At 65.0% G+C, this 14,439-nt stretch carries 14 protein-coding genes; 2 read left to right on the top strand and 12 right to left on the bottom strand.

Features of this window, described 5'->3' with window-relative positions; all coding sequences use genetic code 11:
• Positions 1-35: 35 nt before the first annotated feature.
• The 3 genes from NS365_RS18685 to putA all read right to left on the bottom strand — a co-directional run bounded on the left by NS365_RS18685 (position 36) and on the right by putA (position 5,349).
• Positions 36-296 carry a hypothetical protein gene (locus NS365_RS18685; RefSeq protein WP_058601814.1) on the bottom strand — a complete coding sequence of 87 codons (261 nt, stop codon included), beginning with the start codon at positions 294-296 and terminating at the stop codon, positions 36-38.
• A 195-nt stretch (positions 297-491) separates the two neighbouring features.
• Positions 492-2,171, bottom strand: a complete 1,680-nt coding sequence (locus NS365_RS18680; RefSeq protein WP_058601813.1) for a formate--tetrahydrofolate ligase — start codon at positions 2,169-2,171, stop codon at positions 492-494.
• 88 nt (positions 2,172-2,259) lie between these two features.
• On the bottom strand, positions 2,260-5,349 hold the full coding sequence (gene putA / locus NS365_RS18675; protein ID WP_058601812.1) for a bifunctional proline dehydrogenase/L-glutamate gamma-semialdehyde dehydrogenase PutA: 3,090 nt from the start codon (positions 5,347-5,349) through the stop codon (positions 2,260-2,262).
• A gap of 101 nt (positions 5,350-5,450) precedes the next feature.
• Here putA and NS365_RS18670 point away from each other — a divergent pair, with 101 nt between their 5' ends.
• On the top strand, positions 5,451-5,939 hold the full coding sequence (locus NS365_RS18670) for an Lrp/AsnC ligand binding domain-containing protein (protein WP_058601811.1): 489 nt from the start codon (positions 5,451-5,453) through the stop codon (positions 5,937-5,939).
• Between the two features lie 30 nt (positions 5,940-5,969).
• Here the strand turns inward: NS365_RS18670 and NS365_RS18665 are convergent, their stop codons facing one another.
• The 6 genes from NS365_RS18665 to NS365_RS18640 form a co-directional block, all read right to left on the bottom strand.
• Positions 5,970-6,800, bottom strand: coding sequence for a dipeptide ABC transporter ATP-binding protein (locus NS365_RS18665; protein ID WP_058601810.1), 831 nt, complete (start codon positions 6,798-6,800; stop codon positions 5,970-5,972).
• Positions 6,797-7,636, bottom strand: coding sequence for an ABC transporter ATP-binding protein (locus tag NS365_RS18660; RefSeq protein ID WP_082640305.1), 840 nt, complete (start codon positions 7,634-7,636; stop codon positions 6,797-6,799). The genes NS365_RS18665 and NS365_RS18660 overlap by 4 nt, the downstream gene beginning before the upstream one ends.
• 4 nt (positions 7,637-7,640) lie before the next feature.
• Positions 7,641-8,582 (bottom strand): ABC transporter permease subunit, encoded by a 942-nt coding sequence (locus tag NS365_RS18655; protein WP_193753485.1) that lies wholly within the window; start codon positions 8,580-8,582, stop codon positions 7,641-7,643.
• A gap of 12 nt (positions 8,583-8,594) precedes the next feature.
• On the bottom strand, positions 8,595-9,602 hold the full coding sequence (locus tag NS365_RS18650) for an ABC transporter permease subunit (protein ID WP_058601809.1): 1,008 nt from the start codon (positions 9,600-9,602) through the stop codon (positions 8,595-8,597).
• A 135-nt stretch (positions 9,603-9,737) separates the two neighbouring features.
• Positions 9,738-11,336: an ABC transporter substrate-binding protein gene (locus NS365_RS18645; protein WP_058601832.1), complete on the bottom strand. Its 1,599-nt coding sequence runs from the start codon at positions 11,334-11,336 to the stop codon at positions 9,738-9,740.
• Positions 11,337-11,434: 98 nt separating this feature from the next.
• Positions 11,435-12,628, bottom strand: a complete 1,194-nt coding sequence (locus NS365_RS18640) for an Mrp/NBP35 family ATP-binding protein (RefSeq protein WP_058601808.1) — start codon at positions 12,626-12,628, stop codon at positions 11,435-11,437.
• 115 nt (positions 12,629-12,743) lie between these two features.
• Here NS365_RS18640 and NS365_RS18635 point away from each other — a divergent pair, with 115 nt between their 5' ends.
• The gene (locus tag NS365_RS18635; RefSeq protein WP_058601807.1) at positions 12,744-13,532 is read left to right on the top strand and encodes a HugZ family protein; all 789 of its coding nucleotides are present in this window, start codon (positions 12,744-12,746) and stop codon (positions 13,530-13,532) included.
• A gap of 3 nt (positions 13,533-13,535) precedes the next feature.
• Here the strand turns inward: NS365_RS18635 and NS365_RS18630 are convergent, their stop codons facing one another.
• The 3 genes from NS365_RS18630 to NS365_RS24785 all read right to left on the bottom strand — a co-directional run.
• The gene (locus tag NS365_RS18630; protein ID WP_058601806.1) at positions 13,536-13,754 is read right to left on the bottom strand and encodes a hypothetical protein; all 219 of its coding nucleotides are present in this window, start codon (positions 13,752-13,754) and stop codon (positions 13,536-13,538) included.
• A gap of 145 nt (positions 13,755-13,899) precedes the next feature.
• A complete protein-coding gene (locus tag NS365_RS18625) occupies positions 13,900-14,181 on the bottom strand; it encodes a glycine zipper domain-containing protein (protein ID WP_058601805.1) in 282 nt (93 codons plus the stop codon).
• A gap of 72 nt (positions 14,182-14,253) precedes the next feature.
• Positions 14,254-14,439: hypothetical protein (locus tag NS365_RS24785; RefSeq protein WP_058601804.1), on the bottom strand; the 186-nt coding region annotated here is incomplete at its 5' end.

Genomic DNA, 14,439 nt, shown 5'->3' with positions numbered 1-14,439 from the left:
CTACGGCGGTATCCCGGCCCTTTGGGCCACCAGCATCAGAAATTCGGCAGGCCGTGCGTATGCGGGTTGTTGGTCGCGGGGTCGTAAAACACGCCATCGGACGCCCCAAAAACCTGGAGCAGCGTCGGATGGTCGATGGGCTTTTCCGTCATCACCTGGGGCTGGGTCGCGACCGTCTGCACGACAGGGCCATCAGCCTTCTGCCTGATGTGATGTGCATCGGTGGCGGCCATAGCGCCCGAAGCGGCGCCGATGGCACTGACGAAGGCAAGCGTGGCGAACAAAGACTTCTGCATGGGACTTCGCTCCTTGATCTCGATCGGCGCTCACGAGATGTCCAAGCGGCACGAAGGTCGGGTCTGATCAAATTGGCCCGGCGGTCGGAGGCTGGCTGGTGACGTGCGCCTGATAGAAAGACTGCGCCTGCGTCACTCTGTCCGCCAGTTACAAACGCTTCATGAATTCGAATTCATCTCGGGCCGGCAGTGGGCTCAGAAGAGCCCTTCCACCCGCCCTTCCGCGTCGAGGAAGATGCGCTCGGCCGCCGGCTGTCTCGGCAGGCCCGGCATGGTGAGAATGTCGCCGCAGATCGCGACGACGAAGCCGGCGCCCGCTGCCAGACGCACCTCGCGCACATGCACGATATGGTCGCTCGGCGCGCCGAGCAGCGCGGGATCGGTCGAGAAGGAATATTGCGTCTTCGCCATGCAGACCGGGACATGGCCGTAGCCATCGGCTTCGAAGCTTTCGAGCGCCTTCAGTACGGCGGGCTCCGCCGTCACCGCCGCGCCGTGATAGATGTCCTTCACCACGGTCTCGATCTTGCCGAGAAGGCTCATCGCGTCGGGATAGATCGGCTTGAAGCGCGCGCGGCCGGAATCAGCGAGCGCCGCCACCTTCTCGGCTAGCTCCGCCGTGCCGGCGGACCCTTGGGCCCAATGCTTGCAAAGAACCGCCTCGACGCCCGCTTCCGCCGCCGCCTCACGCACCGCCTCGATCTCGGCGTCGGTGTCCGTACCAAAATGGTTGATCGCGACGATCGCCGGCACGCCGAAGGAAATGCAGTTGCCGACATGGCGCTTGAGATTGGCCGAGCCGCGCCGAACGGCCTCGACATTCTCCGTGCCGAGGTCCGATTTCGCCACGCCACCGTTCATCTTCAGCGCGCGCACGGTCGCGACGATTACCGTCACGGCCGGCTTCAGCCCGGCCTGCCGGCACTTGATGTCGAAGAACTTTTCCGCGCCGAGATCGGCCCCGAAGCCCGCTTCCGTCACCACGTAATCGGCCAGTTTCAGCGCCGCGCGCGTCGCCACCACGGAATTGCAGCCATGGGCGATATTGGCGAAGGGGCCGCCATGGACAAAGGCCGGGTTGTTCTCGATGGTCTGCACGAGGTTCGGCAGCATCGCGTTTTTCAGCAGCGTCGCCATCGCTCCGTCTGCCTTCAGATCGCGCGCGGTGACGCGCGACTTGTCGGGGCGATAACCGACGACGATGCGCCCGAGCCGCACCTGCAGATCATCGAGATCGGCTGCCAGGCAGACGATGGCCATGATTTCGGAGGCAACGGTGATGTCGAAGCCCGATTCGCGCGGCAGACCGTTGGCGGGGCCGCCCAGCGACTGAACCATGTCGCGCAGGGCACGGTCGTTCATGTCCATCACACGGCGCCAGACGATGCGGCGCGGATCGAGCCCCAGCGTGTTGCCCCAGTGGAGGTGATTGTCCACCATGGCCGCCAGAAGATTGTGGGCGGTGGTGATGGCGTGGAAATCGCCGGTGAAATGGAGGTTGATGTCCTCCATCGGCACAACCTGCGCATAGCCTCCGCCGGCCGCCCCGCCCTTCTGGCCGAAGCACGGACCCAGCGAGGGCTCGCGCAGGCAGATCGCCGCGCGCTTGCCGATGCGGTTGAGACCGTCGCCCAGCCCCACCGTCGTCGTCGTCTTGCCTTCGCCGGCCGGCGTCGGGTTGATGGCGGTGACGAGGATCAGCTTGCCATCGGGCCGATCTCCCAGACCCTTCAGGAAGTCCGCATCGAGCTTGGCCTTATCGCGGCCATAAGGGATCAAGGCGTCGTCCGGAATATCCAGCCGCGCGGCGATCTCGGCAATCGGCTTCTTGCGGGCCGCGCGGGCGATGGCGATGTCGGACAGGGGCTCGGCCACGGATCAGGGCTCCATTCGGGAACAGAAGGCCCCATCGGGCCCGGCGCCACCATACGAGGGGCGGCGCCGGGCGCAAGCGTTGGAGCGCTTAATCCCCGCCCGATGCGATCAGGCTGGCATTGCCGCCGGCCGCCGCCGTATTGGTGGAGATCACCTGCTCGCGCACGAAGCGGGCGAGATAGTTCGGTCCGCCGGCCTTCGGCCCGGTGCCCGACAGACCCGAGCCGCCGAAGGGCTGCGAGCCGACAATGGCGCCGATCATGTTGCGGTTCACATAGACATTGCCGACCGTCAGGCGCTCCTTCACGAAGCGGATCGTCTCGTCGATGCGCGAGTGAACGCCGAGCGTCAGGCCGAAGCCCGTCGCGTCCACTGCGTCGCAGACCTTCTCCAACTCGCCCGCCTTCCAGCGGACGACATGAAGCACCGGCCCGAAGACCTCGCGCGTCAGCGCCTCGGCGCGGTCCAGCTCGATGATGGTCGGCGCGACGTAGTGGCCGGCCGCCGGCAGACTGGCGGGAAGCTGGCCTTCGAACCGAACATTCTGCTTGGAACGCATCTCGGCGACATGCCCGGTCAGCATCTCGGCCTGCGCCGCGTCGATGACCGGGCCGACATCGGTTTCGAGATGGGCGGGGTCGCCGACATGAAGCTCGGCCGCCGCGCCCTCGATCATGGCGAGCATCCGGTCCGCGACATCGGCCTGCACGAAAAGAAGCCGCAGCGCCGAGCAGCGCTGGCCGGCCGATCGGAAGGCCGAGCGCACCACATCGTCGGCCACCTGCTCCGGCAGGGCGGTCGCATCCACGATCATGGCGTTGAGGCCGCCCGTTTCGGCGATCAGCGGCGCGATCGGGGCGTTGCGCGCGGCAAGCGAACGATTGATCGCAAAGGCCGTCTCGGTGGAGCCGGTGAAGGCGACGAGCGCGGTAGCGGGATGGGCGACCAGCGCCGCGCCCGCCTCGCCATCGCCCGGCGCGAGATAGACGACATCCGCGCCGAAACCGGCCTCGTGCAGGAGATCGACCGCGCGCTTGGCGATGAGCGGTGTCTGCTCGGCGGGCTTGGCGATCACGACATTGCCGCCGGCGAGCGCCGCCGCGACCTGGCCCAGGAAGATCGCCAGCGGGAAGTTCCAGGGCGAAATGCAGACGGCGACGCCGCGCGAGCGGTAGATCAGACGGTTCTCCTCGCCCGTCGGCCCCGGCAGGGCGAGAGGCTGCACCAGCATCCGCTCGGCTTCCGCCGCATAGAAGCGGCAGAAATCGACGGCTTCGCGGATTTCGGCAATCCCGTCATCCAGCGTCTTGCCGGCCTCGCGGGTTAGAAGCTGCAGGAACTCCCCTTCCCGCTCTTCCAGGAGATCGGCCATGCGGCGAAGCTGCGCCGCGCGCTGAGCTGCCGGCACGGCTTCCGCCGCGCGCACGCCCGCCTTGGCGCGCTCCATCAGCGCGCTCGCGCCTTCCTTGGTCAGGAAGCGGCTGGTGCCGACCACCTGCCCATCCACAGGCGAGCGGATGTCGATCGGCTCGCGCGTCGCCAGGCCCTTGGCCGGATCGGCGGCAAGGCCGGAGATCTTCGCGCCGTCGCGCGCCTTCACCAGCGCGGCCAGTGCCCAGCGGTCGCCGAACTCCGTGCCTTTGGAATTCTTGCGCTGGCCGAAGAGTTCGGTCGGATTGACGACCCCGCCATGCGTCGTGCGACCGGCCTGAAGCATGTCGCGCGGATGGGTCAGGAGTTCGTCCACCGGCACCTTGGTATCGCCGACCTTGGCGACGAAGGACGAGTTGGCGCCGTTCTCCAGAAGGCGGCGAACGAGATAGGCGAGAAGGTCGCTATAGCCGCCGACCGGCGCATAGATGCGGCAGGACACCTTGCCCTTGGTGTCGTCGCGTAGCGCCTCGTAGAGCGACTCGCCCATGCCATGCAGGCGCTGGAACTCGAAGCCATCCAGGTCCGGGCCGGCCATTTCCAAAATATTGGCGACGGTCAGCGCGTTATGCGTGGCGAACTGCGGGTAGAGGCGCGCGCGGCGTTGGAGCAACTCGCTCGCCGCCTGGAGATAGGAGAGGTCCGTCGCGGGCTTCACCGTATAGACCGGGAAGCCGCTTAGGCCCTTCTCCTGCGCCTGCTTGATCTCGGTATCCCAATAGGCGCCCTTCACAAGGCGCACCATCATCCGGATGCCGGCCTTCTCGGCCAGGGCGTCGAGATGTCGGATCAGCGGCACCACGCGCTTGCCATAGGCCTGGATCGCCAGACCAAAGCCGATCCAGCCGTCGAACTTCACCTGCGCGATCACGGCTTCGATCACATCCACCGAAAGCTCCAGACGCTCCGCTTCCTCGGCGTCGATCGTGAAGTTCAGATCATAGGAACGCGCGCGGTTGGCGAGATCCACCACCAGAGGAACCAGTTCGCGCAGCACCGTCTCGCGATGGGTCGGATGGTAGCGCGGATGCAGCGCCGAAAGCTTGACGGAGATGCCAGGCCGCTCCGGCAGCGCCTTGTTGCCGGCCTTGCGACCGATCGCCTCGATCGCATCCGCATAGGATTTGAAATAGCGCTCGGCGTCGCGCTTCGTGCGCGCGCCCTCGCCCAGCATGTCGTAGGAGTAGCGATAGCCCTTCTTCTCGAGGCTGCGCGCGCGCTCCAGCGCGTCTTCGATCGTCTCGCCGAGCACGAACTGCCGGCCGAGAAAGCGCATGGCCTGACGGGTGGCGGTGCGCACGGCCGGCGCGCCGACGCGCTTCACCAAAGATTGCACGATGCCCGACGGCGTCTCATGCGGGCGGATGATACGGGCCGACAGGCCGAGCGCCCAGGCGGAGGCCGCCATCATCTTCTGATCGACGATGGGCTCGCGATTGGCCCAGTCGCCAGCGCCGATCTTGTCCTCGATCAGCCGGTCCTGCGTTTCGGTATCGGGCACGCGCAGGAGCGCTTCGGCCAGAACCATCAGCGCCAGACCCTCGCGCGTGGACAGGCCGAACTCGCGCATGAAGTCCTCGACGGCACCGATGCCGCCGGAGCGCGAGCGGATGCTTTCGATGAAGCTGCGCGCGCGCGCCTTGACCTTCTCGTCATCGGCGCCGAGCGCCTCGGCGGCTTTCAACAGCGCGGCAACCGCCTCGCGATCGCTCGGGGCATAGGGGGCGGAAAAGGGGGCGAGGCTCATCGAAAGCGCGGGCTCCAGAGGCTGGATAGGATCGAGCGGGAACCTACCAGAATCGCAACTTTCGTTCCCGGCGTTTATATGCTTTTGAACGATGGAAACGGATGCGCGAGGGGCTCAGGGCATTGGAAAACGCGGAGCTGGACGAAAAGGACCGGAAGATTCTCCGTGAGCTGCAGGCCGATGCGCGCCTTTCCACGGTGGACCTGGCCACACGGGTTCATCTCTCGCCGACCGCCGCCGCCGCGCGCGTCAAGCGGCTGACGGAAGACGGGTTCATTCTCGGCCATCACGCCCGTCTCTCGCCCGAGAGGCTGGATCGAGGGCTGATCGTTTTCGTGGAAGTGAAGCTCGACCGAACGAGCGAGGACGTGTTCACCGAGTTCGGCCGCGCCGCCAAGGCCAATTCGGACATCATGGAATGCCACATGGTGGCCGGCGGCTTCGACTATCTCCTGAAGGCGCGCGTCAAGGACATGGCGGCCTATCGCGCCTTTCTGGCGCAGGCGCTGCTGGAGCTTCCCGGCATCCGCGAGACGCATACCTATGCGGTGATGGAAGAGATCAAAAGCACGACGGCCCTGCCCGTCTGAAAGCCGCCGCCCGAGGGCGGCGGCCTATGCTCACGCGGCCGAGGCGTTGCGTGCGGCCATGCGGGCGCGAATGCTTTCGACATCGGCGCGCGGCGTCGAGGCGAAGAGCTTGCGCGTGTAATCGTGGCTCGGCGCGGCGAAGACCTCGTCACGCGAGCCGTATTCCACCACCTCGCCGTAATACATCACCATCACCTTGTCGGCGATGTAGCGCACGACCGAGAGATCGTGGCTGATGAAGACATAGGTAAGACCCAGCTCGTCCTGCAGATCGGCCAGAAGGTTCAGGATCTGCGCCTGCACCGACAGGTCGAGCGCCGACACCGGCTCGTCCAGAACGAGAAGGCTCGGGTTCAGCATCAGCGCACGCGCGATGGCAACGCGCTGGCGCTGGCCGCCGGAGAACATGTGCGGATAGCGATTGAAGTGCTCGGGGCCGAGGCCGACCTTGACCAGCATCGCCAAGGCTTTCTCGCGCCGCTCGGCCGCCGAAAGCGGGGTGTTGAGAGCCAGGGGCTCGGTCAGCACGTCGCCGATCTTCTGGCGCGGGTTGAGCGAGCCATAGGGATTCTGGAAGACGATCTGCACCTTGCGGCGCATGTCGGCCGTCACGCCCTTCGTCACGTCCATCTTCTGGCCGTCGATGAAGAGCTCGCCCGCCGTCGGCGCGTCGATCAACGTGAGGATGCGCGCCAGCGTGGACTTGCCACAGCCCGATTCGCCAACGATCGCCAGCGTCTTGCCCCGCTCCACCTGGAAGCTGACGCCCTTGACGGCCTGTACCGTCTTGGCCGGCGCGAAGAGGCCGCGCGCCACATGATAATCGCGCTTGAGGCCGCGCGCTTCAAGAACCGCGCTCATCGCATTCCCTCCAGCGCCATGGCATCGGCCACGGTCGGCAGTCGATCACCCGTCGCATTCTCCGGCAGGGCCGAAAGAAGCGCGCGCGTATAGGGGTGCTTGGGCGCCTCGAACAGCGATAGGACGTCCGCCTCTTCCATCTTGCGGCCCTTGTACTGCACCACGACGCGGTGCGCCGTCTCGGCAACGACGCCCATATCGTGGGTGATCATGATGAGTCCCATCGCGTGCTCTCGCTGGAGACCGACCAGAAGGTCCAGGATCTGCTTCTGAATGGTCACGTCGAGCGCGGTGGTCGGCTCGTCCGCGATCAGAAGCTTCGGATTGCAGGCAATCGCCATGGCGATCATCACGCGCTGGCACTGGCCGCCCGACATCTGATGCGGGAAGACCGAAAGGCGCGAGGCGGGGTCGGGAATGCCGACCGCCTCCAGAAGCTCGATCGCCCGGCGCTTGCGCTCGGCGCGGCCGAGGCCGAGGTGGAAGCGCAGGGTCTCGGTGAGCTGGAAGCCGACCGTGAAGCACGGGTTCAGGCTCGCCATCGGCTCCTGAAAGATCATCGAGATGTCGCGCCCGATGAGCTGGCGGCGTTCACGGCCCGAGATGGCGCGCATGTCGCGCCCATCGAAAAGCATGCGATCGGCCGTGACGGTCGCGGTCTTGGGCAGAAGGCCCATGGTCGCCAACATGCCGACCGACTTGCCCGAGCCCGATTCGCCGACAATCGCGAGTACCTCGCCCTTGTCGACGTGAAGATCGATCCCGTCCACGGCCTTGAACGGGCCGGAGGCGGTGTCGAAGCTGACGGTGAGATTGCGGATTTCGAGAAGCGACATGGAATCAGCTCCGGCGCATCTTCGGGTCGAGCGCATCGCGCAGACCATCGCCCACGAGATTGATCGCCAGAACCATGATCAGGATGGCAAGACCCGGCAGGGTCACGACCCACCAGGCGCGCAGAACGAACTCGCGCGCTTCGGCCAGCATCGTGCCCCATTCCGGCGTTGGAGGCTGGGCACCGAGGCCGAGGAAGCCGAGCGCGGCTGCATCCAGAATGGCGCTAGAGAAGGACAGCGTCGCCTGCACGATCAGCGGGCCCAGGCAGTTCGGCAGGATCGTCTTGAACATGAGGCGCATCGGCCCCGCGCCCACGACCCGCGCCGCCACGACATATTCCCGCTCCTTCTCGGCCATGACCGAGGCACGCGTCAGACGCACGAAATGCGGCTGGAGCACCAGCGCAATGGCGATCATCGCGTTGGTGAGACCGGGCCCGAGAATGGCGACGAGCACGAGAGCGAGAAGCAGCGAGGGAAAGGCCAGGATCACGTCCATCACGCGCATGATGACCGTATCCACCCAGCCGCGGAAGTAGCCGGCGACGAGGCCGACCACGACGCCCGTCGAAACCGCGAGAACCACGACCACGACGCCGATGAAGAGCGAATACTGCGCGCCGAACAGAAGGCGGGACAGGATATCGCGCCCCACCGCGTCGGTGCCGAGCAGGAACGCCGCCCGCCCCCCGGCTTCCCAAACCGGCGGCACGAGCAGCGCGTCGCGGTTCTGCGCCGTCGGGTCGTAGGGCGCGATCACAGGCGCAAGCAGCGCCAGGAGAACGATAAGAACGAACACGACGAGGCCGGCCACCGCGCCGCGATTGACCGAGAAATAGTACCAGAATTCGCGCAGCATCTGCCGGCGGCTTCCGGTCGTCACGTGAGGGTCCGGCGTGTTGGAGCCGATGCCGGACGCAGCCTCTTGAGCTTCGATATGGGTCATCCCGGCGTCTCCTTAGCGCGCGCGAACGCGGGGGTTAATGAGGCCGTAAAGAAGATCGACCACGAGATTGACTACCATGACGACGAGCGCGATCAGAAGGAGACCGCCCTGCACCACCGGGTAGTCGCGACGGAACACGCTATCGACCATCCATTTTCCGATGCCAGGCCAGGAGAAGATCGATTCGGTCAGGATGGCGCCCGCCATCAGGACGCCGATCTGCAGGCCGATCGTGGTGACGACCGGGATCAGCGCGTTGCGCAGCGCGTGAATGCCGATGACGCGGCGGGGTTTCAGGCCCTTGGCGCGAGCCGTGCGCACATAGTCCTCGCTCAGAACTTCCAGCATGGCGGAGCGCGTCTGACGCGCGATCACGGCGAGAGGGATGGTGGCGAGCACGATGCTCGGCAGGATCAGATGGCTTGCCGCCGAGGCGAAGGCCCCCTTCTGGCCGGACAGGAGACTGTCCACCAGCATGAAGCCCGTGACCTGCGGAAAGAAATACATCAACGAAATGCGCCCCGACACGGGCGTCCAACCGAGCGTACCGGAGAAGAAGATGATGAGAAGTAGGCCCCACCAGAAGATCGGCATGGAATAGCCGACGAGAGCCGTGCCCATGATGGTCTGATCGATCCAGGAACCGCGCTTCACCGCCGCGAAGACACCGGCGGGAACGCCGATCAGAACCGCCAGGACGATCGCGACCAGCGAGAGTTCGACGGTCGCGGGAAACAGTGTCAGGAACTCGGTCAGCACCGGCCGGCGCGTGACGAGCGACGTCCCGAAATCGCCGTGAAGCAGGCGGACCACATAGTCCATGAACTGGACGAAGATCGGTCGGTCATATCCCAGGGCCGACATGAGTTCGGCATGGCGCTCGGGGCTGATGCCGCGCTCGCCCGCCATCAGGGTGACAGGGTCGCCGGGCAGGAGCCGAATGAAGGAAAAGGCGACGAGAGCGACGCCCAGAAAGGTCGGCACGAGAATGCCGAGACGAGCCATAAGAAAGCGAAACATGGGGGCGCTCTACACGGTTCAGCGGGCGCGCGTCACCGCATCGGTTTGAATGGGCTGCATAAAGCAGATTTTTGACCAAAAGGAAAAGGGGCAGCTCTTGCTGCCCCTTCCCGTTTCAGGCGCGGCGTTCGCGCCTCAGTCCTTCAGATCGACGCCATCGAACGTGTAGTCGCCGAGCGGGCTCTGCACGAAGCCGACGACATTGGAGCGCATCGGCACGTAAACGATCGAATGCGCGATCGTCGCCCACGGGGCCTGCTCCTTGAAGACGACTTGCGCCTGTTCGTAAAGCTTGGCGCGCTCCTCCTGCGAGGACAGCGTCTTGGCCTTCTGCACGAGCTTCTCATAGTCTTGGTTGCAGAACTCGGCCACGTTGCTCGACGTGCCAACCGAATCGCAGCTGAGGAGCGTCGCGAGGAAATTATCCGGATCGCCATTGTCGCCGGTCCAGCCGAGCAGCACGGCGCCGTCGTGATTCACGTCGCCGGCACGCTTGATGTACTCACCCCACTCGTAGGACACGATCTCGGCCTTGACGCCGACCTTGGCGAAGTCCGCCTGGATCATCTCGGCCATGCGCGCGGCGTTGGGGTTGTAGGGCCGCGACACCGGCATGGCCCAGAGCTTCAAGGACAGATCCTTGACGCCAGCGGCCTCGAGCATCTTCTTGGCCGCTTCCGGATCGTAGGGATCGTCCTTGAGAGCGTTGTTATAGCTCCACATGGTCGGCGGGATGGGCGACTTCGCCTTTTCGCCCGCGCCCTGATAAACGGCCGAGATGATGGCGTCCTTGTTCATCGCCATGTTCAGCGCGCGGCGAACCTCGACCTTGTCGAACGGCGCCTGCTTGGTGTTGTAGGCGAGATAGCCGATGTTCAGGCCGGCCTGCTCATCGACCTTCAAGTCCTTGTTGGTCTTGAGCGAGGCGATGTCGGCCGGGTTCGGATAGGCCATCAGCTGGCATTCGTTCGCCAGAAGGCGCTGCTGGCGAACCGAGGCGTCCTTGGTGATCGCGAAGACCAGATCGTCGATCGGCTGCTTGCCGCCCCAATAGTCGGCGAAGGCCTGATAACGGATCACGGCGTCGGGTTGATATGCCACGAAGCGGAACGGGCCGGTGCCGATCGGCTGCTGGTTGAGCTGCGCCTGCTGGTTGCTCGCGGCGAGCTTGTCGGCATATTCCTTCGACAGGATCGAGGCGAATGGCATCGCGATATTGGCGATGAAGGGCGCGTAAGGCTCTTTCAGCGTGAAGCGGACCGTCAGATCGTCCACCTTCTCGACCTTCTCGACGAACTGCGGCATCGACATGGACGTGTAATATTCCCAGGACGCGCCTGGAACATACTGATGCCAAGGGTTGCTGGCGTTGCCCTGCCGGTCGAAGGAGAAGACGACGTCGTCGGCATTCAGATCACGCGTCGGCGTGAACAGGTCATTAGACTGCCACTTCACGCCCGGCCGCAGCTTGAACGTGTATTGCTTGCCGTCCTCCGAGACAGTCCAGCTTTCAGCAAGCGCCGGCTCGGTCTCGGTCGTGCCCTTCTTGAACTCGGCCAGACGGTTATAGATCGGGTGCGCGGAGGCATCGAACGTCGTGCCGGTCGTATAGAGGCCGGGGTCGAAGCCTTCCGGCGAGCCTTCCGAACAGAAGACGAAGGTCTTGGCCGAGGCGGCCGATCCGAGAGCCAGAACGATCGCCGTTGCGGCCAACAGCTTCTTCGCCAATGTCATCAATGCGTTCTCCATGAACGTCGAGGCGGCGCCATTGCCACCGGGAGCCCGCATGGAGACCACAAATCCAGCTTCGCGCAAGTCTATAGTCTGACCATTCACTCAAAAACGATCGTTGGAGCCTTCAAAGTGGTGCCCGAAACGCCCTCGATTGAGGCCAGAACCCGCGCCGCGATGTCACGATAGACCTGTGCATGGGGGCCGGTCGGGTCGCCGGCGACCACGGGACGACCGGCATCAGAGCTTTCGCGAATCACCATTTCCAAAGGCACTTCACCCAAAAACGGCACGCCCAACCGCTCGGCTTCGGCTCTCGCGCCGCCATGGCCGAAAATATCGTATCGCTTCCCCGTGTCCGGCGCGACGAAATAACTCATATTCTCGACGATTCCGAGAACGGGTACCTCGACTTTCCGAAACATCGCGAGACCCTTTCGCGCGTCGATCAGCGCCAGATCCTGCGGCGTGGACACGATCACCGCGCCGGCCAGCGGCACGGACTGCGCCATGGTGAGCTGGGCGTCGCCCGTGCCGGGCGGCATGTCCACCACCAGCATGTCGAGATCGCCCCACTCGACTTCGCGCAGCATCTGCGTCAGCGCCGACATGACCATCGGCCCGCGCCAGATCATCGGCGTTTCCTCTTCCACAAGAAAACCCATCGACATGGCCTTCAACCCGTAGGCCTCCAGCGGCACCATGGTGCGGCCGTTGCGTGTTTCGGGCTTGCCGGACAAATGCAGAAGACGCGGCACGGACGGCCCGTAAATATCGGCGTCCAGCAGACCGACCTTCATGCCGCGCGCCAAGAAGGCCAGCGCCAGATTGACAGCCGTCGTGGACTTGCCGACACCGCCCTTGCCGCTCGCGACCGCCACGATGCGCCGAATGCCTGGAATATCGGGGCGCACAGGGCGAGGAGCGGCAGGGGGCGCCGGCATGGCCGCACCACCCTGGCGAGGGCGGGGATGATGATGGGGATGCGGCGCGGCAGGCTGCGGCGGCCGCGCCGGAGCCGGGCGGGCAGCCATGCCACCGCCCTTTCGCTCGGCGGTCAGCGCGACCATTGCGGTGTCGATACCCTCGACCTCCGAAACGCGCCGCTCGGCCTCCTGGCGAAAGCCTTCGAACCGTTCCGCATCGCTCGCCGCGACGCTCAGCGAAAAGAAAGCCTTTCGATCCGCGACGAAGATATCCGACACCATGTCCCGCGACACGACATCCGCCCCCCCGTCCGGAGCGGGAAGGGAACGCAGGACATCGAGGATTCGGGTTTTGAGGGCGTCGGACATACAAGCTCCGTCATCAGCAGGCGCAGCGGCCGAAACGGACGGTCGCGCTCCCCATCTTGGTGAGATAGTTCATCTAGCGAGAAATGGGGAGGCCGGCTCCCGCACGGAGGCGAAAATGAGCGAAGACCCGGAGCCGACATCGTCCGAACGCGCACCCTATCTCAAACCGGATGACGCGGCCCGGGCGCTGGCGCGTCGTCTTCTGGGCGAGAGCCGCCATGCCGCGCTGGCCACGGTGACGATGCCCGCTGGACAGCCGCTCGCCACGCGCGTCGCCCTCTCGACGTTACCCTCGGGAGATGTGGTGCTTCTTCTTTCGGGCCTGTCGGAACACAGCCGCGCGCTCGCCAGCCATCCGCTAGCGTCCCTTCTCGTCGGCCACACCGTACCCGGCGATGGGCTGCGGTTGCCACGCTTGACGCTGCGAGGCCATGTCGTCCGGCTGGTTCCGGGTGCCGACGAGGCCAGGGCACGCACACGCTATCTGGCGCGACTGCCTGAGGCGGCGCTCTATGCCGATTTCGCGGATTTCGCCTTCTACAGTCTGACGATCGTGGACGGGCTGTTGAATGCCGGCTTCGCTCGCGCCCATCGGCTGGACCGCGCGGATCTCTGTCGCGATCCGTCGCCCGAGATGGAAGCTCGGGAGAGCGCTGTCATCCGTCATATGAACGAGGATCACGCCGACAGCCTGTCGCAGATCATCGCATCTCAGCGAACGACGGATCAAACGAACTGGCGGATCGCGACACTCGATCCGCTCGGATTCGAAGCGCTCTCGGACACAGGCGATCTGGTGCGGATCGACTTTGCGCAGGTGGTGGTCGAACCGGAAGGATATCGTCATGCCTTCGTTCGATTGGTGAAGGAGGCACGGACAAAGCAGGCGAGAGCAAAACCCTGACTGTCAGGGCTTGTATCCCGGCGGGCAGTCCGCGCGAAACCGATTTCCGACATCGTTCTGATAGATACAGCGCCCGGTCTCGCTCGCCGATTGCCCGATCAGCTTATCGCCTTCATGCGCCGTGATGGTCGGCAGCGTACCCGGTGCATAGGCCGAGATTCCGCCCTCCCCCAGTCCGAACACAGCGGGCAGGATGTCGGATCTGCATCCCGCCGCGGTCATGGCCGCTCCCAACCCAAGGGTTAACAAGGAAACGCGACGTAAAGCCTCGATTTGACGGTTTTGGGTCGGCATTCGCATTCGTCACCCCCAACGAAATGAGGCCGCCGTGAGAAACGGCGGCCTCGTGTTCAGATCATTCGGGCTTTCAGTAGCCGGCCGGGCAGTCGGCGTAGTAACGCTGGCCGCGACCGTCGCGGTACACGCACTGGCCGGGACGGTTGGTGGCAGCGCCGACAAGAGCGCCGCCCGCGCCGCCGACGGCCGCCCCGATCAGCGCGCCGCGCGCATTGCCGGTGATACCCGCACCGATCGCCGCACCACCGAGGGCACCGATACCCGCCGGGATCGCCACATTGCGATCGACCGACTGGCAACCGCTCAAGGCAAGGGTGCTTGCCGCAACGGCGGCGAGAATCATGGACTTCATTGGAAAGCCTTCTCCATTCAGGTGTCCCTGTTTGCGTTATAGCACCCAGCCAACATTCGACTAGGGCGGGGTTCAGCGAGCCGCGACGAGATTTTTGGGCTCACCCAGTTCCACCGCCAGATCACCGCCGCGCGTCAGAGCCCATGCGAGTGAAACAGAACGCGGGTTCTGGCCAGACGAGACGGGCACGCAGGTGGAGAAAATCTTCGGCTCGCCCGCTCCCGCCATTCGCATGGCCAGCGGGCGGGCCGAAGATTT

The sequence above is a fragment of the Aureimonas ureilytica genome (genome assembly GCF_001475935.1).
Taxonomy (GTDB): Bacteria; Pseudomonadota; Alphaproteobacteria; order Rhizobiales; family Rhizobiaceae; genus Aureimonas; species Aureimonas ureilytica_A.
The sequence above is the reverse complement of the archived record's forward strand: the minus strand, read 5'-3'. Positions and strand labels throughout refer to the sequence as shown.

Excerpts from the sequence above, each read along its gene's own strand:
- NS365_RS18685 (WP_058601814.1), bottom strand. The coding sequence starts at position 296 with ATGCAGAAGTCTTTGTTCGCCACGCTTGCCTTCGTCAGTGCCATCGGC.
- putA (WP_058601812.1), bottom strand. The coding sequence starts at position 5,349 with ATGAGCCTCGCCCCCTTTTCCGCCCCCTATGCCCCGAGCGATCGCGAG.
- NS365_RS18670 (WP_058601811.1), top strand. The coding sequence starts at position 5,451 with ATGCGCGAGGGGCTCAGGGCATTGGAAAACGCGGAGCTGGACGAAAAG.
- NS365_RS18665 (WP_058601810.1), bottom strand. The coding sequence starts at position 6,800 with ATGAGCGCGGTTCTTGAAGCGCGCGGCCTCAAGCGCGATTATCATGTG.
- NS365_RS18660 (WP_082640305.1), bottom strand. The coding sequence starts at position 7,636 with ATGTCGCTTCTCGAAATCCGCAATCTCACCGTCAGCTTCGACACCGCC.
- NS365_RS18655 (WP_193753485.1), bottom strand. The coding sequence starts at position 8,582 with ATGACCCATATCGAAGCTCAAGAGGCTGCGTCCGGCATCGGCTCCAAC.
- NS365_RS18650 (WP_058601809.1), bottom strand. The coding sequence starts at position 9,602 with ATGTTTCGCTTTCTTATGGCTCGTCTCGGCATTCTCGTGCCGACCTTT.
- NS365_RS18645 (WP_058601832.1), bottom strand. The coding sequence starts at position 11,336 with ATGACATTGGCGAAGAAGCTGTTGGCCGCAACGGCGATCGTTCTGGCT.
- NS365_RS18640 (WP_058601808.1), bottom strand. The coding sequence starts at position 12,628 with ATGTCCGACGCCCTCAAAACCCGAATCCTCGATGTCCTGCGTTCCCTT.
- NS365_RS18635 (WP_058601807.1), top strand. The coding sequence starts at position 12,744 with ATGAGCGAAGACCCGGAGCCGACATCGTCCGAACGCGCACCCTATCTC.
- NS365_RS18630 (WP_058601806.1), bottom strand. The coding sequence starts at position 13,754 with ATGACCGCGGCGGGATGCAGATCCGACATCCTGCCCGCTGTGTTCGGA.
- NS365_RS18625 (WP_058601805.1), bottom strand. The coding sequence starts at position 14,181 with ATGAAGTCCATGATTCTCGCCGCCGTTGCGGCAAGCACCCTTGCCTTG.